This window comes from Acinetobacter lwoffii (assembly GCF_024129435.1).
Classification (GTDB): domain Bacteria; phylum Pseudomonadota; class Gammaproteobacteria; order Pseudomonadales; family Moraxellaceae; genus Acinetobacter; species Acinetobacter lwoffii_F.
On sequence record NZ_JAMXXN010000010.1, the window covers coordinates 30,947 to 53,705 of the forward strand.

The following is a 22,759-nucleotide window of genomic DNA, read 5'->3' on the forward strand; positions in this document are numbered from 1 at the left end:
GCACCTTTTCTTTTAAGCGTTTAAGAGCTGATCTGTTTTTCTTTGGACAGTGCACGCGCATAGGCAGCACGTTGCGACATCCGTTTCAGATAGGCTTGAATCGCTGGATAGCTTTGGCCTGTCCGGCTCTGCATAGCCTCCAAAGGAAAACTCATTTGAATATCTGCAAAACTGAAATGCCCGGCAAAATAATCATGCTCGCTTAAATAGCTTTCCAGAAACTGGATATGATCTTTTAAACGGCTCTGTACAAACTGTTTCTTCACTCCATCACAGATTTTCTTGGCCACAGGCCGAATCAGCAAAGGCGTATGTTTAGGCACTGTGGTCATTACCAGTTGCATTACCAGCAGTGGCATCAATGAGCCTTCTGCATAATGCATCCAGTAACGGTACTGGGCTTTGCCGGCAGGATCTTCGGGACGAAACTGCTGCTGTTCGTCATAGGTTTCCTGTAAATATTCCAGGATCGCTGCAGATTCTGCCAGTACCTGCGACTGATCGACCAGAATCGGAGCTTTGCCCAGCGGATGGATCTGTTTTAAGGCTGGTGGCGCAGAAAGGTTGGGCTGACGTTTATAGTATTTAACCTCGTAATCCAGTCCTAATTCTTCCATGGCCCACAGGATACGAAATGATCGTGATTGTTCGAGATGATGTAAAACACGCATATTAGACTCATGATTTTATTGTTCTTGCTCACTGAGCATAACAAAAAGCAGCCGAATATAGCTCAATTTTTGATGACTGTAATGATATGTATCCTATGTTGCAGATTCGCTATTTGAGTTCAATTCAGACAGCACTCCATATTCCCATCATTTTTAGCATTTATCGGGAAGCCCGCATCTGGTCTGGAAATGCAGGTGCTTCTAAACGTGGCCCATCATAGGCAGGAATGGAACCAAAACGTTCATGACCTTCAATCCATTGTTCTCGTGCAACTTTAAGTTCCTCTGCCGTGCGCCCGACCAAATTCCACCACAGTAAAATCGGGCGTTCAAATGGTTCCCCACCAATCAATAATACCCGACTCCCGGCATGAATTTCAGCATTGACCTGTTGCAACCCGGGCTCCAGGATCAGCATATTATCTTCAGTCAGTTCATGCCCATTTATACTGGCCGTCCCCTCAAGCACCATAAAGCCATATTCAAATTTCGGATTCAGAGGCAAGCGCGCACTAGTACTTTGAGCTGCATACAAGTCTACTCCGAGTAGTTCGCTATGTACTTTAACTGGTGATCTCGTTTTTAAATATTCTCCGACCAGCACGGTAAATTCAATGCCTTGCTCATTGACGACCGGCAATTCAGGATAATGTTCAAAACCCGGTGCCATATTGATCTTGTCATCCGGCAAGGCAATCCATAACTGCGCTGCATGCATATGCGTTTCGCTCTCGGGAGAGACTTCGGTATGTGAAATGCCATAACCCGAGGTCATCAGATTGACCTGCTTGGGACGAATCAATTGCTGATTTCCCAGACTGTCATTGTGCATCATGCTGCCTTCGATCATCCATGTAAAGGTCTGCAGACCAATGTGCGGATGTGGTCCGATATCCAGACCATCTCCTTGCGGGAAAATGGCCGGACCCGCATGATCCAGAAAACACCAGGCACCAATCATGCGCTTATGTCTGCTTGGCAAGGCACGTTTAATCACGGTGCCCTGTCCGATTTCCGCGCGACGTAAAGGAAACTCCTGAATAAACTGATTCACATACTTTTCACAATCATCGGAATTCGACAGTTCAATATCACTATTATTCGACATGGCTGAGCTTACCTCGGCATTTTCATTCTACTTTTGAGTGGGTGAGACATGCATTTGACCGATTCAAGATGCCTCTCTGTTCAGGACAATGTACAGGGTCTATGGGCAAAATCTATCCCTGGAAATATTTAGATACGTATAAAACTCCTCACTAGTCTCATTAATTTAAATCCTGAAAGGCAGATGGGATTTGTATCCAAAGCCCCCAAAATTAAGTTTTAGCAAGGCAATCATGATTTAGGCACATGGCGTTATGAGTTTAAATAAACTGAAGATCAGGAATGTCATTTATGTTTCACGTGAAACGAATCCATAACAACCAAATATCCCAATGAATAAGATGATTGTTCATGTATTTCAATCACTTTCAATTTTACAAAACACAAATTTTGTTACGTTTTAGCTTTAAAAACTTCCCGGATACCCAATTTTTGGGAGGTTATTTTTTACTCAACCACGGCATAATAGGCACCTATAAAAATAATACTGGACCAGGACATGTCTGCTCAGAATGAGAATATATATTCAACGGCGAATGTATCTTTTCAAAATTCGACGACCGATAAATCACTGAAATTATCTGAATGTGATCTGCAGAACCGTCAGCTGATTGAACAGGCGCTAACAGATCCTCATGCCCGTATTCCTGCCCCGTTTCAGCAGTATTTTCATGATTATGTCTATACGCATAGTCATCATAACTTGCGTCAAATTAACTATCTGGCGCAAATTGCCTTTTTACTGTATTTCTTTGCCGATATTCTGATTATTCCAGACATGTTTTTTATTTCTGGTCTGATGCGCGTCGTTCTGGTTCTGGGCGCCATGTTTTGCTGTTATTACCTGTTTAAAAAACATAAAAATATTCAGATTCTGGACAGAATCTTGCCGATAGGCACCACTGTGGCTGCAGCGGCCTGGATTGGCTTACTCGCGCTTTCAACCAGTCCCCATGTTGCCACCTATATTTACGCCTCTGCGATCTTTATTCTCATCGCCAATCTCTGTATACAGACCCAGTTTAAAGTCGCGGTCTATTGCTCCATCTTGATCGCCCTGTTTATCATGCTTGGGGTATCCCAGTTCATGAGTGCTTCTCAAGCCTTTATTTTTAGCGTGGTCTTTAGTCCACTGTGGTTTTTTAGTATTTATATTAACTGGAATAATATTCTAAATGTGCGGCGTTCTTTTTTGCGCTCCCTGCTTGATGAATGGAACTATCAAACCTTAAAGAATCTAGCCCATACCGATGATTTGACCCAGCTCTACAACCGTCGCCATTTTGTCGATATGGCTGAACGCTCTATTCATCAATGGCCTAAACATGCCAGTAGCTGCCTGTTGATGTTTGATGTGGATCATTTTAAAAATATTAATGATAGCTATGGGCATGATGTCGGTGATCGGGGGCTACAACTGATTGCTGAGGTGACCCGTAAAGAAATGCGGCATAGCGATGTACTGGCACGTTTTGGTGGGGAAGAGTTTATTGCCCTCTTGGAAGATACTCAGCTGCAAGACAGCTTGGTGATTGCAGAACGAATTCGTTGTGCAATTCAAAAGCAGTATATTTATGTCGAACCCAATCATGCCATCCGGTTCACCATTTCGATCGGTGTAGCAGAACTGGAATCCCATACCCAGACTCTGGAAGATCTGATCAAACAGGCCGATATTGCCTTGTATCAGGCCAAGAAGTCTGGCCGAAACCGGATTGAAGTCTATCATCCGGATATGCTGAATAAGCCCAAGCCTGCGACAGAAAATCCCTGGAATGTATTTAAGCCAGACACTCAACCAGCCCAGTCAACGGCGAATTAAAGCTGGATCATTAGTCTGTTCTATAAGCTAGGATCATCCTTAGAATGCACTAATCGGGGATTTCATTTTATAAAATAAATTTGATTCTTCCACTTTTAAAATATCCAACAAAAGAATAGAATATTTTTTATACAACTATATATAAATTTCATCTTATTCATTTTTATATATTTTAATTTGGGAAGGCTGCATGCCGCATGATAACGAAAAAGAATCACGTACCCTGATTCAGGAGGCTCTTCAAGATCCGCTTGTTCGTATTCCTGCGCCTCTAAAACCGGCCTACTATGCCCATCAAAAGAAGCTCACTTTAAAATACCTATTACAGGTCAATTTATTCGCACAGCTGGCATATGCCTCTTATACCCTCGCCGATATTCTGGTGCTGCATGATATTCTCAATTTGCTCATTTTGACCAAAATTAGCTATACCATTCTGATCGTACTGATCACGATCTGGATGTATCACTCTTACCGCAATTTACCTGTGTTTGATTTACTCTTACCTACCTCAATTATTGGCGCAAGTGCCATCTGGTTTTTTAATCTAAATCAGTCTGAAAGTGCTTATACCCTCATTTATCAATATGCCTCCTTGGTTTTTATTGTGTTGGCCAATTTATGTGTGCAGATCCGGTTCTGGCCGTCTTTGATTACTTCGAGTCTGATTACTTTGATGATTTACATCGGTGTATATTTCAATACTCGATCTGACCTGTACCAGATGTTTTTATTTTCCCTGATTTATCTGCCAGTATTGACCTTCAGTCTATATATTAGCTGGAGCTCGACCTTAAAATCACGCATGGTATTTTTGCAGCATACCCTGAATGAATATAATCGGCAGGCCTTTGAAAATATGGCTCATACCGACTCACTCACTGGCCTGAATAACCGTCGCTGTTTTGAATATCTCGCGCAACAACTGGTACAACAGAATTTTGATCAACCGGTGCCTATGAGTTTACTGGTCTTTGATGTCGATCATTTTAAGCAGATTAATGATCGTTATGGTCATGATATCGGAGATCAGGTCTTACAGACGATTGCTCTAAATACACACAGCGAAATGCGGCAGCATGATATTTTGGCACGCTATGGCGGTGAGGAATTTATTGCATTTTTACCTGAAACCTCTCTGGATGAAGCGCTAAAAGTTGCCGAGCGTTTAAGGCATAAAATTGAAAATATTGTGATCGATCTGGACAGCCAACATCGTTTCAGTTTTAGCATTTCGATTGGTGCTGCCATTCTGGAAAGCTGTGAAACGGATTTGATGACCCTAATTAAGCAAGCCGATATTGCCTTATATCAGGCTAAAGCCAATGGCCGGAATCGGGTTGAAGCTTATGATCCGGATCTGGAGCAAAGTTTAGCTGGAGAGATGCAAAACTGGCAGGTTAAACCGGCATAAGCATCTTTTCCGAAAAGCATAAAAAGAGCGCCGAAGCGCTCTTTTTTATTAGGTTATATCTGATAAATCAGATACTGCCGCGCGCATAGCGCTTGGCGTAATTTAGGCGGACAGCAGTGCTGTCCGAAACCCCTAAATTACTCCCATTCAATCGTTGCAGGTGGCTTAGACGATACGTCATAAGTCACACGAGAAACGTCAGCAATTTCATTCATGATACGCGTAGAGATTTTGTCTACAAGTTCATATGGAAGATGCGCGAAACGAGCTGTCATAAAGTCCACAGTTTCTACTGCGCGCAGTGCAATTACCCATGCATAACGACGGCCATCACCCACAACACCCACAGATTTTACTGGCTGGAATACTGCAAATGCTTGAGCAGTCTTGTCATACCAGCCGCTGTCACGTAGTTCCTGCATGAAGATGTCATCTGCAAGACGTAAAATGTCTGCATATTCTTTTTTCACTTCACCTAAGATACGCACACCTAGACCCGGACCTGGGAATGGATGACGATAGATCATGCTGTGCGGCAAACCTAAAGTCGTACCCAATTTACGTACTTCATCTTTAAATAAGTCACGTAATGGTTCAACCAGTTCAAACGCTAGATCTGCTGGTAAACCACCCACATTATGGTGTGATTTAATCACATGTGCCTTGCCCTGCTTGCTTGCAGCAGATTCAATTACGTCTGGATAAATCGTACCTTGTGCAAGGAATTTTACGCCATCTAATTTACGTGCTTCTTCAGCGAAGACAGCAATAAATTCACGGCCAATAATTTTACGTTTTGCTTCAGGATCAACTTCACCCGCAAGCGCAGTCAAGAAACGCTCTTCAGCAGCAGCACGAATAACACGGATACCCATGTTGTCAGCAAACATTTGCATCACTTGATCGCCTTCGTTCAAACGAAGCAAACCGTTGTCTACAAATACACAGGTCAGCTGATCACCGATCGCTTTATGCAACAGCGCTGCCACTACAGATGAATCCACACCACCAGAAAGACCCAGTAATACTTTTTCATCACCAATCTGTTTGCGAAGCTGTTCTACACGTAGATCAATAATGTGTTCTGGCGTCCACAGACCGCGACAGCCACAAATTTGATGCACGAAGTTCGACAGTAATTCTGCACCTTTAGAAGTATGTGTCACTTCAGGATGGAACTGAATACCATAGAAACGGCGAGTTTCGTCAGAAACCATCGCAATTGGACAGCTTGGCGTCTGTGCAGTGATCTGGAAGCCTTCTGGAATACGGGCAACCTTGTCACCATGACTCATCCAGACATGCAGCTGGTTTTCACGGTCCTGTAAATTACCGATCAGCTTGTCACGTACAACAATATCTACTTCTGCATAGCCAAACTCATGCACAGTACCTGGCTCAACTTTACCGCCAAGTTGTTCGCACATGGTTTGCAGGCCATAACAAATACCCAATACCGGCACACCCAGCTCGAATACCACTTGCGGCGCACGCGGGCTGCCCTCAAGGTGAACGCTCTCAGGTCCACCAGACAAGATGATACCGTTTGGATTAAATGCACGAATGTCTTCTTCAGACATATCATAGGCATACATTTCAGAATATACACCAGCTTCACGGACACGACGTGCGATGAGCTGACTATATTGAGAACCGAAATCCAGAATCAGGATACGATCTTCAGTAATTTGAGTATTGGTAGTCATGACGAACAACTATGAAAGGCAAACGAAAGATAAGCGCCGTATTCTAACATTTTTCAGCGCATTAAGCACACAATTCGCATGAGGTATGCATTTAGTTGATTGCATTATATTTCTAGCAGAATAAAGCATCCCTTTGGATGCCTTGATTGGTCTGTCATTTTTATATTTTTAAGCTCAAGATTTAATCCAATTAAGCCTGTTTTTATAAAAATCCGAAGATAATATGTAAGAGAAATTTTTGCTTAATTGAAGATGGATGAAGCCTTAATTATTTTACTTTCTGGTACTGACTTTCATGCCCCGGGCTGTTAGGATTTGACCACACTTTTGCTTGTACTGGGCTCATGGAACTGATTGATTTTATCTTGCATGTTGATGATCACTTGCTTGAATTTATCACTAATTACGGGATCTGGATTTATGCCATTCTTTTCCTGATTATCTTTGTAGAAACAGGTCTGGTGGTGATGCCGTTCCTGCCCGGCGACAGCTTGCTATTTGCAGCAGGTGCACTGGCAGCCTCTACTGGTGCAATGGATCCATGGGTGCTGATTCCACTCTTGTTTGTTGCGGCAGTTCTGGGTGACACCCTGAATTATCATATTGGTAAATATATTGGTCCTCGGGTTTTCGAGATCGAATCGCGCTTCATCAATAAAAAACACTTATTGGCGACCCAGCAATTCTTTGCCAGACATGGTGGTAAAACCATTATTTTTGCGCGTTTTGTTCCTTTTGCCCGTACTTTCGCACCCTTCGTCGCCGGTGCTGGCAGCATGAATTACAAATATTTTCTGACCTATAATGTGGTAGGTGCATTCGCCTGGATTAGCTCATTTGTCATTTTGGGCTATATGTTTGGCAATATGCCGATCGTCAAAGACAACTTCACCTATCTAATTTTTGGCATCATTATTTTAAGTGTATTGCCAGGTGTGATTGGCTTTATTCAACAAAAACTCAAAAAAAGTAAAACAGCTTAAGAACTTTTTACATTAAGATTCTTTTACAGCCTGTGCGTTTAATCCCAGAGCTTGATCAGGAGTGGGATCAGACAAAGCAGAACAAATAAAGCCGCGCCTTTATAAATGAGGCCGGCTTTTATTTTTTCAGATGGACTGGTGAGAATTGCCTGACCAAAGACCATCCAGAAAATCCCGACCGGAACGGTACTCAAGCTAAAGGCAGCAAAAACCAGAACGAAGTTGGTCGGGCTTTGCCAGGTTTCCATCGGTAAAATTCCAGAGGCCAACAATGCTGCTTTAGGATTTTTTAAGGTAGTGGTAAACATTTGCCAGGGGCGAATCTGCGGATGGGTCTTGCTGTAATGTTCTAACTGCTGAGCCTTATATAAATGCAAGGTCATCCAGCCCACACAGATGGTACTCAGTACATAGACCAAGCCTTTAAAATTTGGCCAGATCGGTGACGCCAGATGAATCAACAAGGCCCAGACATTAATGGCATAAAAATAGCCGAGTAAAATAGCAGGAAGATAGAGACTGGTTCTGGCTTGCCCCTGCTGATGAGCAGAACTGGCCACCAAGGCATTGGCGGGCCCTGGAACCATTAATACAGCAATGAGTCCTAAAACAAATAACCAATTTTCAATCATCGCAATGAACTTTTCCGGGCCAAGGTTGTAGCTTAATCAATATGGAAGTGGGATAACAAGCTTATAAATTTCAGATTTATATACAGTCTGGTCAATTTCCAGTGAGTTTTATCTTAATGTAAACCGCCCTATTCTTGGTGAAAGCAATAAAAAATGCCGACCCGAAGTCAGCATTTATCCGTTTAATGTTGAATGATTTATTTAGGCGTCGACTGCCGAACGATGATCGGACAGTTCTTATAACGCGCGGCCTGTACAATCGCTTCCTGCTCGCCTAAAAGCCGTGCCAGTTCGGTTCTTTTGGTATCGGATGACTGTCCCATATTGACTGAAACACTCGGGCCAATACCCCATCCACCGCGACTACCCCAACCACCGCCAAGACCAACGCCCACACCGATGCCAGTACGTTTCGGTGGTTCAACGCCATTGTCGATATACTGCTGAATACGATTATATTCACCCTGTAATTGCGAACAACCCAAAGTCTGATAGAGGGTGGGCGACACATAAGTCGGTTTTACCGGCGTTGCACAGGCACTCAGTAATGCCAGTGCAGCAATACTCAGGCTTACTTTCACAAGTTTCATAGCTAACTCGATCTTAATTCTGCTCTATCTCATTGAACAACGATTGATAGGCCTGAGTCAATTTATGATCAGTAGCCAAATGAATCAAAGGCTGATTTTTCTGATGAGATTCTTTCATCAAGATCGAGGGTGGCAACATACTGTCGAGGACCGGTAAGCCTTCATCTTTGAGCTGTTGTACCACTTCACGCGGTAATTTGGCCTGTGCCTGAAACTGGTTCACGACAATCCCTTCGATTTCCAGCCCTTCATTATGGTCATCCTGGGTTTCAATCACATTTTCAATCAGGGTCTGTAGGGCACGTTTAGAAAATACATCACAGTCAAATGGAATCAGCACGCGGTTCGCCGCAATGAGAGCAGAGAGGGTAAAGAAATTGAATGCAGGCGGTGTATCAATAAATACCCGGTCATAATGCCCCGACAGTTGTTGCAAGGCATCTCGTAGCTTATAAATCTTGTGCTTGGACTCCAGTGCATGGGCCAATGCACCCAGTGTCGGGCTAGCCGGAATAACATCCAGATGTTTAAAAGAAGATTGATGCACATAGCTTTCCAGACCTTTGCTACGACTTTTTAAAATCGAGCCAATCGCATTACCAAGCAAGCCCTTGCTTTGCTGATTACCGAGTACATCTTCAAAATAGTTTTCGATATTCGGTTCGAGTGCCGGCTTGTCACTAGAATACGTCGCATCATCACCCAGCACATACTGGCTAGAGTTGGCCTGCGGATCCAGGTCAATCAATAAGGTTTTTAAACCCTGATGTGCACTGATCGCTGCCAGATTGACAGTAATACTCGACTTGCCTACCCCACCCTTTTGATTAAATACCACACGTGTACGCATGTCCCCCTCCTCACATTTTTAATTACTTTTACCACATTTGTATTTTTTAATTATTTGCATGGACTGGCTGTGCTGATCATCACAGCCAGCTTGCTTTTAGCCAAAATTCGGCTTGATCATTACCAAAGCCAGAATAGACACCAACGAAACTACAGCAATAACTAAGCCAGCCCGACGCTGCGATAGCAAGATAGAATCATCTTTTTTATAGGCTTTGCCTAACGAGGACACCAGTACCAAAAATAAAATGACTTTGGCATAAAACCAAGGCTGTACATCAAAGTCTTTGAGGACGAGCGACACAATGCCGGTCAGTGCAATCACCGTGATAGCTAAATGCTGTAAAGCGACTAGCGCTATACGTGCCACCGGATTAGGTAAATTCCCTTGTGTACCGACAAACAAGGTCAAGGCACGGGCAAGAATGGCGACAATCGCCAGTCCTGCTACCGACATATGGATAATCTTGACTAAAAGTTGGGTTTCCATCATTTCCTCTTAGTTTTTTGGTGCGTGTGCACAAGCCGGACTGGTCGTATCCTGACCTGCCCATTCTTCAGGCAAAAATGCATGAATAGCCAGCGCATGAATCTTGTCTTTCGACAGCAGATCACCCGCAGCAGCATAAACTTTCTGATGACGCTGGACGGGGCGCAAACCGGCAAATGCCTGACTCACAATCACGGTTTTAAAATGCGATTCTTTTCCCGGGAAATAACCACCATGACCCGAAGACTCATTTACCACTTCCAAATGGGTTGGGGATAATTGTGCCAAACGATCTTTCAGTTGTTGTTCTAAGCTCATGGCCTGACTCCAATCTTCAAAAATATGGTCTCAGTATACCTTGTTCTGCCGAGTATTTCGGTAATCTGTTCAGATGCAATCCGTTGATTGTGGCGAAAATTTATTGATTTTTATATGAATATTGGTTATTTATTGTCTGGTCTACAGCATTTTGCTTTTATTTTATGCAATTGATGCAAGATTTTTAACAAAGGTGTTGACCACATTTTTGCATGCTGTATTATACACGGCATGCGGGAATAGCTCAGTTGGTAGAGCATAACCTTGCCAAGGTTGGGGTCGGGAGTTCGAGTCTCCTTTCCCGCTCAAAATTTTTTCATTTAGTTTTTTCATTTAAAAAACTTTATAGACTCCGCGGGAATAGCTCAGTTGGTAGAGCATAACCTTGCCAAGGTTGGGGTCGGGAGTTCGAGTCTCCTTTCCCGCTCCAGATTCTAAAAAAGCCCTGATCGAAAGATCGGGGCTTTTTTATTGTGTTAAATCTCTTATTATCATTATTTTTTTAGTAAAGATTAAACAAAAGTACTCAAGGATCTTTCCTAGAAAAGACCCCTAAATTTTATAAATAATTACTTATATAAACCAGTAATGATCTCATCCTATCAAATGGAAACAGGATTATTGGCTTGCTGCATTTCAACGTTAACCTCGATATGTGACATATCATAATTATTCATCCAAGGTGAAGCGCCATAAAAAGCTCCATTCAGTTGGGAATAATTAATCAGTTCTTCGCGGAAGTAGTTAAAGTACACCTGATCGACTTTACCTGGATTTCTCCAGAATTTAGCCAAAGGACGTTGATTCGTCAATTTAGGCAAATTATAAAGCGCATAACCCAATACCTTGACCGGAATATGATGATATAAGGCCTGAATTCCGGTAGTACTATTTACCGCCACAAAACCCAGACTATTTTTCAATAGCGTAGGTAAATGAATATCACAAAAATAATGAATACGCCCTTCAACATCGTAGGACTTCGCCAGCTTACGAATGTAAGAGGCATAATTACGATAACCGCGATCCATCGGATGATGCTTGAGCACCAAATGGTGGTATGGATCGGCATGCTGCGCAAAATCCTGAATCACCATGTGAATGTACTTTTTCATACATTTTAAATCGGAATGGGTTCGAATTTGAAAGTCATTATGTACCTGTAAAGCAAAAACGAAATAACGCTTTTTATAAGCATTCATCAATGCATTAAAACGCGCTTCCTCCACACAAGAATTTTTGATACGCCGTAGACCCGACCAGATCCAATAATAAATTTCTGCCCAAATGCTCATCTGTCGATGATGCTTATAATGTGGATATTTCCAGGAGAAAAGCAGCATAAATAGATAATAGACCATGACACTGATCAGCATCGAGCGATAACTATTATTGACCTGAGAGACTTCTTGGGCTTGAGTGTTTTTTTGTTTTTTTGTTTTTAATTTTAAATGCGACAAAAAGTTGGAAAAGAAATTAACTCCACCTTGCTCAAAAGTAATATAGTTTGGTCGAATATAGCCTTCCTCAAAAGCAAAAAAATTAATTCGATGTTTTAATGCGACTTTTTTTGCAACTTGATGATACTTACGACAGTCTCCAAAACATACCACTGCATCAATCTCTTGAGATAAGAGCAAGTCTTCGATCCACGCTGAAAAATCGGCATAAGGACCGGTAAAATCAAAATTATGTTCAAAAGAACGTGAGAAAAACTGATCTCCACCATTCAAGTTTACTTTAAAACACTGAATATCATGATCTTTTAGCCAAGCAGAAAAACGGTTAAAAAAGCCTCCCATCGGCCCCTGTAACAACAGAACCCGTTCAGAGAGCAATAAACGATTCACATGGACTGACATAAAAAACTGGCCTATTTTTTAAACTTTTTATATAACTGTAATAATACACGCTTATACTGATGATCATGATCTAGCGGTTGATCCAATTGACTTTTAATATAAGCGATCACATCCTCGGGGCGAACCAGGGGAATACCCGACGCCTGAGTATGTGGTAAATTATATGTTGGATATTCTACAAGAGTTACATATAACAAAGTTTCCAATGTCACATTTTTATTGTTGCGTCTTTGTGATGAGTACAAGTCCTGTGTTAATCCCCAACCTGCATAAAATGGTAAACCATAACAATAAACTTTTAAGCCTCGAATCAAGGCCTCAAAGCCACTGAGTGAGGTTATGGTATGTACCTCATCACAAATTTCAAAACATTCTAAAATAGAGGTGTTTAATTCAACTCGGTTAGCATAGGTCAACATGTCTTGGTCGGAAATTTTTCCGACCCGCAGACCCGTTTGTACATCTGGATGGGGTTTATAGATAATATAACTGTCCGGATGATCTTCCCGCACCTTTTTCAGCAAATCCAGATTAGTTTTAATCCCGATTCCACCGAGCTGAATCGACATATCATCTTCAACCTGCCCCACGACCAATAAAACCCGCGAATGCTGAGGACGTTTTAATGGCCTTGACTCACCTACATTGTATTTTGAAATATTCAGATCGATCAGCTTTTGCTGTAAATCACGTGCTCTTTGAAGCTGCTGTTCGGTAAGATTAACTTGATTGAGAAGATTCTCAATTCCTGATGGTTTTGTCGCGTCATAATAGATACCGACATCATCAAAAACGAGCGAACATGGTCGAATTAAAGTGGCGCCCAATCCAACAGATCGGATAAATCCATCCTCTACAGTAATCACATTTAGATAATTCTGATCTTTCAGTCGTTGCGCTTTTTTGCCCCAAGCAAGAGTCGGCTGATTTTTTTTAGGCTTTAGATAGCGTTGAAATTTTAAACTAAGCTTTGGAAAGCTTAAAAAGTCCGCAATAAATTTCTTTTTCCAGGGACTAAAACCATACGCAATATAGGATTGACCTAGATGTTTTTGAAATTCAATATTCGGAATAATCAGATCTATAATATCTTCACATTCACAGCGCTCACGGGTAACTGGATTGACATAGCGTGCATAATGAAAATAAGCAGATGCAAATAAATGGTTGAGGGAACGTTTGACACCACGTCTTCCATTTAAGATTTCCAAAGGTGCATATTGATCATCTGTCAGTCCCCAACCTGCATACCACGGCACCCCAAAACAATGAACTGTCTTGCCACAAAGCAAGGCTTCAAAGCCAAGCTGTGAACTGACCACATAAACTTCATCGATATAGCCCAATAATTCAATCGGATTATAAGCATCCGTTAAGACCTGAATATTTGCAGATGTGAAGTCTTGTGCTTGAAAATGGGATTGTGCTTTGCCTGCCAATACATCTGGATGGGTTTTCACCCAAATGGTCGCTTGTGGATGGTCTGAACAAGCTTGTGCCAACATGGTTTTAAATGTTTCTGATGTCACACCTGCATATTTGATGGATTGATCTCCAAAGGTTTGATCAATAACTAAAATATGCTTAGTATTTTGGTTAAATTTTCCTGATTCTACACTTAGGAATTTTTGATTATATTTGGTGATTTTATGACGCAAAATGGTCTGAATAGCAGATGCGGCCCGTAAGTTTAATTCTTCATTTTCAGGCTGAAGAATCAGTTGTTCCAAGTCGGAGGATTGTAAGGCATCGAAATAAATCCCTATTTCATCTACCACTAGGGAAAGAGGGGCATAACCGTCTTTGCCGAGGCCTAAAGAACGGATAAATCCATCCTCAAGACACAGCGCCTTTAAACCCTTTTTTTCAGCAAGAGCTTGAGCTTTAAAGAAACTTTTTTTACGGCCCCAGCCAGCATGAAATTCATGATAGATATTTAAGGATTTTTTCCAATTACTTAAATTATGCTTTTCTAAATATTGATTTAGAATCATTTAATACATGCTCAATAATTGTCTTTGTAATTTAATCTTTTTTTGTGTAGCGAAATGGCACAGCCAATGTATTCGCTCCCGAAAACTTTTTTGCTCCAAATGACTTTCTTGATAATCTATTAAATAATCGAAATGATTTAATATCTCCTTCATTCGAGCTTGGAAACCAGTATCATCAATATTAAAAGCTTCTAAAGAGTTTTTAGCATTGTATAGATGAGCTATGCGTTTAGGAATAATTAAACCATCTAACTGCTTTTCTTGATATAAAACTAGGGTTGGGATGTGTTCACTAATCAATTGCATTTCCATCGCTGAAATATCAACAACAGCTCCTCTTAAAGCAATCGGTTTGAGATCATCTGATGTCTGTAACTCACAACTAAAATAATTAAATCGTTCAAAAAATCGAAAATTTGATTTGATCAAAATCACAGCAATGTCTAATTTATTTAGATCTTTAACCATCTTTTTAAGATAATCAAGGTATCTTTTATCCCTATGGCCCAAATTGGGGTGTACTTGAATATAAAGTTTCTTAATTTTGTTTATCTGAATAAGCCACGTTAATTTTTTCGTTGCATGTGTGCCTATTGAGCAATAGTTCTCACTTGGAATCCCCCCTTCCCAAGTTGGTGCATACAACATGGCATCAGAATTTACATCAGCATAATAGGAATGCTGGCCGATAAACGTATTTCCCATGGGAATAACACGTTGTTCATTTTGGATATTAAATGAGTTAAAAATACCAGCTTTCAAAAAACGATCTACACCCACTTGCCCTGAGGTTATCACAAAATCGTAAATGCGTATGATGGGCTTTATAGATGCCAATTTATGGCTTTCCCCGTGTGTCACAAAGATATGTACTAAGTCTCGATGAGCAACTACACGGCAATTAGATTGAGCATTAAAGAGATAAAAAACAACTTTATTTTTCTGAAAAGAAAAATCTGAATTTTTACGCATAAATTTATATCGAATAGAAGTACTTTTAAATCGTTTATGAATATACTTTTCAATATCTTTATAAAACTTGAAGTAAATACAAATACAATCATCAGGATGGAAAATATTAGCCTGAAAATAACCCATCAATTGATCTATAGTTCCTTCAATTTTTGAATCTATATAGATATAGTACAGATTATTTTCAGGCATATTCAAATTCTTAGCGACCGTCTTTACGAACGTCAACAATTATACCTGTATTTTTAGTTCCTAACACTTTAAGACTAGTCATTGCAACTTCCTTGGCCGAGAGCAATAATTCCGCTGGCTCTATACCAAAGTTTGCTGTACGCATTGGTGTTGCTGTACGCTCAGGATTAATACAAGTAACGCGAATTCCTTCATCACTCCATTCTTCTGCAATTGCTTGAGTAAAATTCACGATTGCCGCATTCGTTGAAGAGTAGAGCGCATAAAATGCACGACCACGTGTATATGAACTAGAGGTAAAGTTCATCAGCATACCTGAGGTCTCTAGTAAATAAGGTTTAGATGCAATTGCTACATTTACTGCACCAGTATAGTTCACCCCAATCAATGCGGTAATTTCTTCAATAGTCAAAGTATCAATTGGCTTTTTAATCAACAAACCAGCAGTATTCACAATATAATCAATATGTCCTAGCTTTATTTTCATATCTGCAAGATAGCTTTTTACACTTTGCAAATTACAAATATCTATTTGATTGTATGAGCGGCTTGCAATTTCAACATGAGCACCATGCAATACTGCAATATTTTTCATTTCCAGGCCAATACCACTGGTGCCACCAAAAATCACAATATTTTTATCTTTTAGATAATCAAAATTATCCCCTTCACGGAAAGGGATTCCATGAGCAGATTGAAGAAACTTTTCGGCAATAAACAAGTCAACAGGATGAGTAACTTTTAAATTGCGTTCACTTCCTTCTACAGTTGCTACACGAGTGCGCGGCAACATTGCCCGAATCACACCACAGTCACAGGTAAAGATTTTACGATTTTTTTCCAATGCTTTTTTATAAGCTAATTGGATTGAGCCCAGTTTGAATGCTTGTGGAGTTTGGCCTCGACGCATATGTGAGCGTTGAGGAATATTGGCAATACATCCATCATCGTAAATTTCAACCAAAGTATCCGCTGAAGGAATAACAACATCTACTGCATCAAAATCCTTTAAAGCTTCGACACAGTTACTAATAATTTCTTGATTGACTAAAGGTCGAACTGCATCATGAAAGAGCACATTACATGAGTCATCATATTCTTTTAAAGCTGTTAAAGCCGAATAGGTTGAATCAAAGCGTTCATCCCCACCTGTTACTACTTTGGAAATTTTAGACCACTTGTTTTTTTTGATCAGGTCCCATGTGCGGTTAATATGGTGGGTCTGGGAGACAATAAAAATCTCATCGATATCATCTGAGTTTTGAAAAACATCAATGGTATATTCAATAATCGCCTTACCTGCAAGCTTTGTAAACTGTTTCGGTAAAGCACCTCCAAAGCGTGAGCCTGAACCACCAGATAAAATTACTGCTATGTTTTTCATTTAAAATCTCAATTACTGAATTACTTTTTCACGACTATTGTTCAATAAAGTTGATGATTCGGAAATCTTCTTTAATTGCTTGGTAAACTCATCATTCTTGGTAGCATCTATTGTTAACAGATAGTCTAAGGCTTTATAACGTGCATCTGCTAATGGATCGTTACCTTGAACAATAACGCTCTCTAAAAGTTCTAGTAGCTCTTCAATATCAGAAAATATATAAGTGTATTCACTATACTGCATATTACTACTAGATATGACGACTTCTCTATCTTTAGGCATGAACAAGAAAATAGGTGCTAATGTAGAAATACACTCACTGACTACCGCAGAGATATCGCAAATATAGAAATCAGCATGTTTAATGATTTTTTCAACTGAAACTTCTTTTGGGAATAAAGTTACATCATCTTTATTTTGGAAAAATATTTCCTCTAGTGTCATTGGCAAATTCAATAAAGTACTATCCCTTGAGCCAAGAACAGGATGAAGCTTAATATCTATTAAATAATTAAATTTACTAAAAATCGTATTTAACATTACTGGAGCCAAATGAGCTGATGAGTAGTTATTCTCCTCATAAACTCCTTCCCATGTAGGTAAATAAACCAAACGTTTTCTTTGGTTTTTAGATGGTACGTACTGTACTGTTAATGTATTCTTTAAATTCGGACGACCGATCTTAACGAATTTGATATGATCAGTATTAAAATCAGTATTTTTAAAACGATCTATATGAGCTTGACCTGCCACCCAAATTTCATCATATACACGAAAAAATTTGTGTGCACTAGCAGCTTTTTCACTATCGCCATGACCCAAGAATACATGCTTATAACGATTATATCTTAAAGTATGTATTAGATTTCCTGTATTCGAAAAATAATAAATTACATTAATAAAAGGTAGCTTATTTAATATATTTTCTACATCACTTGGGTTTTTTGCATAGACGATATCTAAATAAGAGTATTTTTTTATAGCCCAATCAAATAAAGCCTTATTGCGTACCAATATTGCGAATTCTTCACCAGATTTAGCAAAATGCTCTACCCATAAATCTAAATGAGATGGGCCATGAGTTAAACCTTCACCAGTATGTAAAAGGTGAACTGTTTTTTTAAAAAGGCGAATATTTGATGTAATAACACTCGCAGAACCTTTATTTAAAATAGATTTTTCTTGAGTCATGAACCTTTTTTTTATTACATCTATTAACTTAATTCCGGGAGGGTATCTTTTTTCCATAAAATCATTTAAAAAAAGTTCTGGATTCTTTATAAGCTTCTTTAACTTAGACATAAATTATTTTTCCTAAAATCATTCAACATTAACTTTAAATAAATTTTCCAAATCATAACTTACAAAATACTTATATAGAACTTTAAATTCTGGGTAGATACAAGAATCATCATGTAATTCAGGATAAAAACTATACTCCCTAATAATACTTTTAATATAAGCTATTTTATTTTTCCTACTATTTTTATTACTTTTTATCCTATTTTTCACATATGACTCTAGAATAACATTCATCCAAGATGAAAAAAACTTTTTCTTTTCTTCTATATTTAAATTGGAACGGCTAATATACCTCATGGTCCTAGAAACCAATTCTAGATCCTGCTCTAAAGTTTGATGGGCAAAAGTTAATCTTTCTTGATCATGATTAACCAAATAATAATAAGGCCTATTTGCTAATATACTAATTTTTTTAGCCTTAGATAAAGCTTGTATTAAAAATACACGATCTTCACCCACCTTAATATCAATAGGGAAATAAATATTGTTTTTAATTAATAAACTTTTTCTAATTAACTTAGAAGGCATTAGAGATCTTACTAAATGATCTTTATCAATAGAAGCTTGTAATACATCGCCTTTTTTATATGGTCTAATACCAAAAGGCCGGCCCTTATCTCCGTTAATTTTAAGATATATAATATCTGAATTTTCTTTATCTACTAAATCCAACAAATCAGCAATTGTATAATCATATAAATAATCATCAGAATCTAAGAATAAGACAAATTCCCCTTTTGATGCTTTAATTCCATCATTTCTGGGTGAACTTGCAGAACCTGAATTAATAGGTCTTCTTAATATCCTATAATTGACTTTTTTACTAATTAAATTTTCTATCGTTTTTATAGAAGAGTCTGATGAGTAATCATCAACAAATACGACTTCAAAATTTTCAAATGAAGTTTTTTGGTTATTTATACTTTCAATACAGCTTTTTATTAAATTTTCTCTATTATAAACTGGTACGATTATTGAAACTATAAAAGAAAAACCTTCCCTAATTTCATTAAATGAAAATTGAATTTCATTATGAAATTTTAAAAATGCAATTTCATAGCTATTAATAGAATCACAATATATATTTTTCTTATTGTTCAAATCTCTATCGATTAAATCCACATATAATAAGTTATCTTTAAAATAAAAATCAAATGCAATTTTCTTTTCACTTAAATCACAATCTAAGACTAGAGTATTATAATTATAAATCCATGTCTTATGACTAATTTTTTTAAAAAAACTTTCCTCCCTAATGAATTCATTAAGTTTAACTTTTAAATTTTCCAATTCATTCATAAAAAATTCCGATTAATATTAATATACGATATACTTGAAATACTTTCTTCAGTATCTCACAAGTCTTAACTAATCCCCTCTACTTTAACTTCAACTATCTCCATATCACAATAATTTCAAATAAATGTATCAATAAGTATAAACCACAATAAAACTATTTATATTAGACTTCTTGTACTATTCAAAATTCAAACAGCCACAAGCTATATTTTATAAGGTTTTAGCTAATTCAAAAATTAGGTAAGAGCATATTTTAGCAAGGTCTAGTATATATTTTTTTCATATTTGACTTTTTCTGGTCTAACACACCCTTCAAAAACAGTATCAAAACTATTATTTAGGTGCCCTATATCTAATGCTCTTCTACCGGAATTATGTAATCTTGCAGCTAAAGCAGTTCCTGTTGGACCTAATGCAATTAAAAAAATATCAATATTTTTTTCTTTAAGACAATTACTATAAATCTCATCTATACATTCATAAGCATTATTATTTTTTGTATAAACATAAGAAGCATTCTTTAAATTAGAAAACAAATGATGGTTGGAATTCAAGCGTGAAGACTTCCCAGTTACAAAGCAAATATTTTTATTGTCCCATATATCAATCCACAATTTAGAGATATCATGCCCATGTAGATAGAATGCCTCAGGTCTAGTTATCATGGCATCACCTAAAACATCTTGCTTAATATAACATTTTACCCTAGCCCAATACTCCCTCCAAAAATTCAACCAAAAGTTTTCATATACTAAAAAACCTGGATAACAAACCAATAAATCTGATTTTTCTCGATTAATTTCCATTAACTCGGACATTAATTTCCAATCATGCTTTTGAAAACCACAACCATTTTTAGTAATCATGCAGCGAATTTCACCATCACCAAATCTAGCTATACTTAGTTCTTTTTCTTTAATAACCTTTAAAGTATCTAATATTGATAATTGTTTATCTCTTAAAAATAAATCCATATCTAAAAAGGTTTTATTTCTATTATCTTCGATAATTTGCTGACTTAAAATAAATACACTTTCATTTATTTTTTTTAATCTCATATTTGAATCATTTTCTATTGAAACCAAAAAATCCAAAGTTTCCTCTACAATATCAAGAATACTATTAGCCGAAACTTGAAAAACTTTATTTAAAACTTCTTCTTTTCCTAGAATATTATTTTTAACATTTAAATTACATTTAAAGTATTCAGAATAAAATTTCCTTGTTTCATCATTTCTAAAAACTATATCAATAGTAGAGTCTAAATATACATCTAAAGAAAAATGAATATTATTTATTTTAATCGTCAGATAAACTAAAGAATTTTTATAAATATTAATACTTTCTATCATTGCATTTCCAAAAAAGTGCTTTACAAGCACTTCATGAAGTATATTAATATTTTCTGGCTTAATATTAATGGTATCCAAAAAAACTTCCCTCTTTAAACAATACTATTAAATTTTTAGTTTAGTTTTATATATTTATAAATCCAAAGCTACTTTAGCTGCTACCGCAATTTGATAGAGCACTTGTGTAATACCACGTGTTAACTCAATACCTTTGGTTTGCGCTTTAGGCAAAACTAGGATTTCATCACCTTGCTGAATTTTTTCACCTTTACGTACAAGTTCAGCTTTACCATTTTGACGAATCACAATTACTTTGGACTTATTCGATTTTTGACTAAAACCTCCAACCTGCTCAATGTAATTTTTAGCACTTAAACCATTTCTGTATTCAATACCATTCGGGAAAGCAACTTCACCATGCACCATGACCACGGAGGTTTTCTCTGGAATATGTAAAATATCACCCTGTTCCAATATCACATCTTGAAAAGTATCTGGATTCAGCACCACCTGCCCTTTAGGCTCTACTTGACGCGCTTTAGCAATAAACTGCTTGACCAATTCTGCATCGCGTAAACGTAAAGCTGCTTCTTCCTGCGTGCTTGAGCGTGCATTAAATGTGGTTTCTTCCAACTTATCTAGAGCGACATTTAACATCTCTTTTTGGCGCTTGGCCACAGAAGGACGGAACAATTGCAAAGATTCCACTTCAGCCAAAGCATTAGGCTGTAATTGGGTCAACACATCACTCAATTTAGCCCCATAAGGTAAAACAATAGCATGGGCGCCATTATGAGCACCATCAACACGCACTTGAATCGTACCTGCATAACGGTCAGCCGTTACAGTGACAATATCACCATCCTCAATCATGATATTCGGTGCTTGATTCAACGAATAATATTCACTGCGGTATTCTGCGCCTTGCCGACGTTGAATACTGACATTAGTTGCTCCGGGTTTAAGTTTGGCAAATGCCAAAGCCTGTGCCAGCGTAACCGCAGGTGAGTTAAACTCAAAATCATTCTGGTTATAGACTTCACCAGAGACATTAAAGGTATGGGTACGCTGCCCGACCACAATTACATCACCGTCACGGAAGGAAAAAGGACGAATTTGACCTTGTAACAAGAAGTCATACAAATCGACCTGCTGAACTGTTTGGCCATTGCGCATGACTTTAATATCAATATAACTGCCACGTTCTGGATCTACCCCACCCGCACGATCCAGGTAAGCAATAACACTATCATTCGCCACACCACCATAATTACCGGGCTGATTCACAAAGCCAGTAACCATCACTTTTACCGGCTGAGCTTGCTCAAGGGCGGCATACACGCCGACATTAGACACATAAATACGTCGTACCTGCGCTTCAACTACCGACTGTAGACTGCCATTCCGAACACCTGCTACTTTGACCGGTCCGACATTCGGAATAAAAATATTGCCTTGTGGATCGACGCTTTGAGTGCCGTTAAACTGATAGGCACCCCAGAGGCGTAAATTAATATTATCGCCCGGATTTATTTGATAACTACTATTGAAGGTCGATCCCGCAGTTGAGGCAAAAGCCCCTTTAAAAAGCTGCGAACCAAACATCTTGTTTTGAATTGGATATTTCATTGAGCTGCTTGGAGAAAGCTCAACCACAGACTGGCTGTTTAACAGGGCAGTACTGTTAGCACTTGCTGTATCGAAATTTCCGCCACTGAAGGTCTGAGATACTTCGCTTGGCAATAAACTTGGATCAAATGCATAACCAGTCGTCGCACAGGCCAATGATAAAACTGATAATAACGCAATTTTTTTCATAA

Annotated in this window: 19 protein-coding genes and 2 tRNA genes; 5 read left to right on the top strand and 16 right to left on the bottom strand. The window is 38.5% G+C overall.

The features are described 5' to 3' along the window. Nucleotides 1–20 precede the first annotated feature (20 nt). Together NI455_RS08490 and NI455_RS08495 are read right to left on the bottom strand one after the other, a co-directional pair. Nucleotides 21–671: a glutathione S-transferase family protein gene (locus tag NI455_RS08490; protein WP_253113566.1), complete on the bottom strand. Its 651-nt coding sequence runs from the start codon at nucleotides 669–671 to the stop codon at nucleotides 21–23. Between the two features lie 160 nt (nucleotides 672–831). Beyond that, complete coding sequence (locus NI455_RS08495) at nucleotides 832–1,779, bottom strand: pirin family protein (RefSeq protein ID WP_253113568.1); 948 nt, start codon at nucleotides 1,777–1,779, stop codon at nucleotides 832–834. Nucleotides 1,780–2,277: 498 nt separating this feature from the next. Here NI455_RS08495 and NI455_RS08500 point away from each other — a divergent pair, with 498 nt between their 5' ends. Together NI455_RS08500 and NI455_RS08505 are read left to right on the top strand one after the other, a co-directional pair. After that, nucleotides 2,278–3,600, top strand: coding sequence for a GGDEF domain-containing protein (locus tag NI455_RS08500; protein WP_253113570.1), 1,323 nt, complete (start codon nucleotides 2,278–2,280; stop codon nucleotides 3,598–3,600). A 190-nt stretch (nucleotides 3,601–3,790) separates the two neighbouring features. Beyond that, complete coding sequence (locus NI455_RS08505; RefSeq protein ID WP_253113572.1) at nucleotides 3,791–5,014, top strand: GGDEF domain-containing protein; 1,224 nt, start codon at nucleotides 3,791–3,793, stop codon at nucleotides 5,012–5,014. Nucleotides 5,015–5,151: 137 nt separating this feature from the next. On the opposite strand, the gene guaA is transcribed toward NI455_RS08505, so the two are convergent. Then, complete coding sequence (gene guaA / locus NI455_RS08510) at nucleotides 5,152–6,720, bottom strand: glutamine-hydrolyzing GMP synthase (protein ID WP_253113574.1); 1,569 nt, start codon at nucleotides 6,718–6,720, stop codon at nucleotides 5,152–5,154. A gap of 344 nt (nucleotides 6,721–7,064) precedes the next feature. Between guaA and NI455_RS08515 the strand changes: the two genes are divergently transcribed. After that, a complete protein-coding gene (locus NI455_RS08515; RefSeq protein ID WP_004644839.1) occupies nucleotides 7,065–7,703 on the top strand; it encodes a DedA family protein in 639 nt (212 codons plus the stop codon). Between the two features lie 38 nt (nucleotides 7,704–7,741). Here the strand turns inward: NI455_RS08515 and NI455_RS08520 are convergent, their stop codons facing one another. The 5 genes from NI455_RS08520 to NI455_RS08540 form a co-directional block, all read right to left on the bottom strand. Then, nucleotides 7,742–8,335: a threonine transporter RhtB gene (locus tag NI455_RS08520; protein WP_253113576.1), complete on the bottom strand. Its 594-nt coding sequence runs from the start codon at nucleotides 8,333–8,335 to the stop codon at nucleotides 7,742–7,744. 197 nt (nucleotides 8,336–8,532) lie between these two features. Continuing rightward, nucleotides 8,533–8,925: a hypothetical protein gene (locus NI455_RS08525; protein ID WP_253113578.1), complete on the bottom strand. Its 393-nt coding sequence runs from the start codon at nucleotides 8,923–8,925 to the stop codon at nucleotides 8,533–8,535. Nucleotides 8,926–8,938: 13 nt separating this feature from the next. Beyond that, entirely contained in the window at nucleotides 8,939–9,775 is an 837-nt protein-coding gene (locus NI455_RS08530; RefSeq protein ID WP_004280959.1) for a ParA family protein, read from the bottom strand. 96 nt (nucleotides 9,776–9,871) lie between these two features. Further along, complete coding sequence (locus tag NI455_RS08535) at nucleotides 9,872–10,264, bottom strand: SirB2 family protein (RefSeq protein WP_253113580.1); 393 nt, start codon at nucleotides 10,262–10,264, stop codon at nucleotides 9,872–9,874. A gap of 9 nt (nucleotides 10,265–10,273) precedes the next feature. After that, the gene (locus NI455_RS08540) at nucleotides 10,274–10,582 is read right to left on the bottom strand and encodes a BolA family protein (protein ID WP_004280957.1); all 309 of its coding nucleotides are present in this window, start codon (nucleotides 10,580–10,582) and stop codon (nucleotides 10,274–10,276) included. A 233-nt stretch (nucleotides 10,583–10,815) separates the two neighbouring features. Between NI455_RS08540 and NI455_RS08545 the strand changes: the two genes are divergently transcribed. Beyond that, nucleotides 10,816–10,888, top strand: a tRNA-Gly gene (locus tag NI455_RS08545). Nucleotides 10,889–10,936: 48 nt separating this feature from the next. Next, nucleotides 10,937–11,012, top strand: a tRNA-Gly gene (locus NI455_RS08550). 172 nt (nucleotides 11,013–11,184) lie between these two features. On the opposite strand, the gene NI455_RS08555 is transcribed toward NI455_RS08550, so the two are convergent. From NI455_RS08555 to NI455_RS08590, 8 genes are all read right to left on the bottom strand, one after another. Further along, nucleotides 11,185–12,444 (bottom strand): capsule polysaccharide biogenesis protein, encoded by a 1,260-nt coding sequence (locus NI455_RS08555; RefSeq protein WP_253113581.1) that lies wholly within the window; start codon nucleotides 12,442–12,444, stop codon nucleotides 11,185–11,187. A gap of 11 nt (nucleotides 12,445–12,455) precedes the next feature. Continuing rightward, nucleotides 12,456–14,438 (bottom strand): capsule polysaccharide biogenesis protein, encoded by a 1,983-nt coding sequence (locus tag NI455_RS08560; protein ID WP_253113582.1) that lies wholly within the window; start codon nucleotides 14,436–14,438, stop codon nucleotides 12,456–12,458. Continuing rightward, nucleotides 14,439–15,602, bottom strand: a complete 1,164-nt coding sequence (locus NI455_RS08565; protein ID WP_253113583.1) for a hypothetical protein — start codon at nucleotides 15,600–15,602, stop codon at nucleotides 14,439–14,441. It abuts the gene before it with no gap. 10 nt (nucleotides 15,603–15,612) lie between these two features. Further along, nucleotides 15,613–16,986: a bifunctional cytidylyltransferase/SDR family oxidoreductase gene (locus tag NI455_RS08570; protein WP_253113585.1), complete on the bottom strand. Its 1,374-nt coding sequence runs from the start codon at nucleotides 16,984–16,986 to the stop codon at nucleotides 15,613–15,615. A gap of 12 nt (nucleotides 16,987–16,998) precedes the next feature. Beyond that, nucleotides 16,999–18,288, bottom strand: coding sequence for a CDP-glycerol glycerophosphotransferase family protein (locus tag NI455_RS08575; protein WP_253113587.1), 1,290 nt, complete (start codon nucleotides 18,286–18,288; stop codon nucleotides 16,999–17,001). Between the two features lie 18 nt (nucleotides 18,289–18,306). Next, on the bottom strand, nucleotides 18,307–19,587 hold the full coding sequence (locus NI455_RS08580) for a glycosyltransferase family 2 protein (protein ID WP_253113589.1): 1,281 nt from the start codon (nucleotides 19,585–19,587) through the stop codon (nucleotides 18,307–18,309). Nucleotides 19,588–19,850: 263 nt separating this feature from the next. Further along, nucleotides 19,851–21,017, bottom strand: coding sequence for a GT-D fold domain-containing glycosyltransferase (locus NI455_RS08585; RefSeq protein WP_253113592.1), 1,167 nt, complete (start codon nucleotides 21,015–21,017; stop codon nucleotides 19,851–19,853). A 54-nt stretch (nucleotides 21,018–21,071) separates the two neighbouring features. Continuing rightward, entirely contained in the window at nucleotides 21,072–22,757 is a 1,686-nt protein-coding gene (locus tag NI455_RS08590; RefSeq protein ID WP_253113594.1) for a polysaccharide biosynthesis/export family protein, read from the bottom strand. Between the last annotated feature and the right edge of the window lie 2 nt (nucleotides 22,758–22,759).

Excerpts from the sequence above, each read along its gene's own strand:
- NI455_RS08540 (WP_004280957.1), bottom strand. The coding sequence starts at position 10,582 with ATGAGCTTAGAACAACAACTGAAAGATCGTTTGGCACAATTATCCCCA.
- NI455_RS08580 (WP_253113589.1), bottom strand. The coding sequence starts at position 19,587 with ATGAATGAATTGGAAAATTTAAAAGTTAAACTTAATGAATTCATTAGG.
- NI455_RS08575 (WP_253113587.1), bottom strand. The coding sequence starts at position 18,288 with ATGTCTAAGTTAAAGAAGCTTATAAAGAATCCAGAACTTTTTTTAAAT.
- NI455_RS08525 (WP_253113578.1), bottom strand. The coding sequence starts at position 8,925 with ATGAAACTTGTGAAAGTAAGCCTGAGTATTGCTGCACTGGCATTACTG.
- NI455_RS08555 (WP_253113581.1), bottom strand. The coding sequence starts at position 12,444 with ATGTCAGTCCATGTGAATCGTTTATTGCTCTCTGAACGGGTTCTGTTG.
- NI455_RS08535 (WP_253113580.1), bottom strand. The coding sequence starts at position 10,264 with ATGGAAACCCAACTTTTAGTCAAGATTATCCATATGTCGGTAGCAGGA.
- NI455_RS08570 (WP_253113585.1), bottom strand. The coding sequence starts at position 16,986 with ATGAAAAACATAGCAGTAATTTTATCTGGTGGTTCAGGCTCACGCTTT.
- guaA (WP_253113574.1), bottom strand. The coding sequence starts at position 6,720 with ATGACTACCAATACTCAAATTACTGAAGATCGTATCCTGATTCTGGAT.
- NI455_RS08530 (WP_004280959.1), bottom strand. The coding sequence starts at position 9,775 with ATGCGTACACGTGTGGTATTTAATCAAAAGGGTGGGGTAGGCAAGTCG.
- NI455_RS08590 (WP_253113594.1), bottom strand. The coding sequence starts at position 22,757 with ATGAAAAAAATTGCGTTATTATCAGTTTTATCATTGGCCTGTGCGACG.
- NI455_RS08520 (WP_253113576.1), bottom strand. The coding sequence starts at position 8,335 with ATGATTGAAAATTGGTTATTTGTTTTAGGACTCATTGCTGTATTAATG.
- NI455_RS08515 (WP_004644839.1), top strand. The coding sequence starts at position 7,065 with ATGGAACTGATTGATTTTATCTTGCATGTTGATGATCACTTGCTTGAA.
- NI455_RS08500 (WP_253113570.1), top strand. The coding sequence starts at position 2,278 with ATGTCTGCTCAGAATGAGAATATATATTCAACGGCGAATGTATCTTTT.
- NI455_RS08490 (WP_253113566.1), bottom strand. The coding sequence starts at position 671 with ATGCGTGTTTTACATCATCTCGAACAATCACGATCATTTCGTATCCTG.
- NI455_RS08560 (WP_253113582.1), bottom strand. The coding sequence starts at position 14,438 with ATGATTCTAAATCAATATTTAGAAAAGCATAATTTAAGTAATTGGAAA.
- NI455_RS08505 (WP_253113572.1), top strand. The coding sequence starts at position 3,791 with ATGCCGCATGATAACGAAAAAGAATCACGTACCCTGATTCAGGAGGCT.
- NI455_RS08565 (WP_253113583.1), bottom strand. The coding sequence starts at position 15,602 with ATGCCTGAAAATAATCTGTACTATATCTATATAGATTCAAAAATTGAA.
- NI455_RS08495 (WP_253113568.1), bottom strand. The coding sequence starts at position 1,779 with ATGTCGAATAATAGTGATATTGAACTGTCGAATTCCGATGATTGTGAA.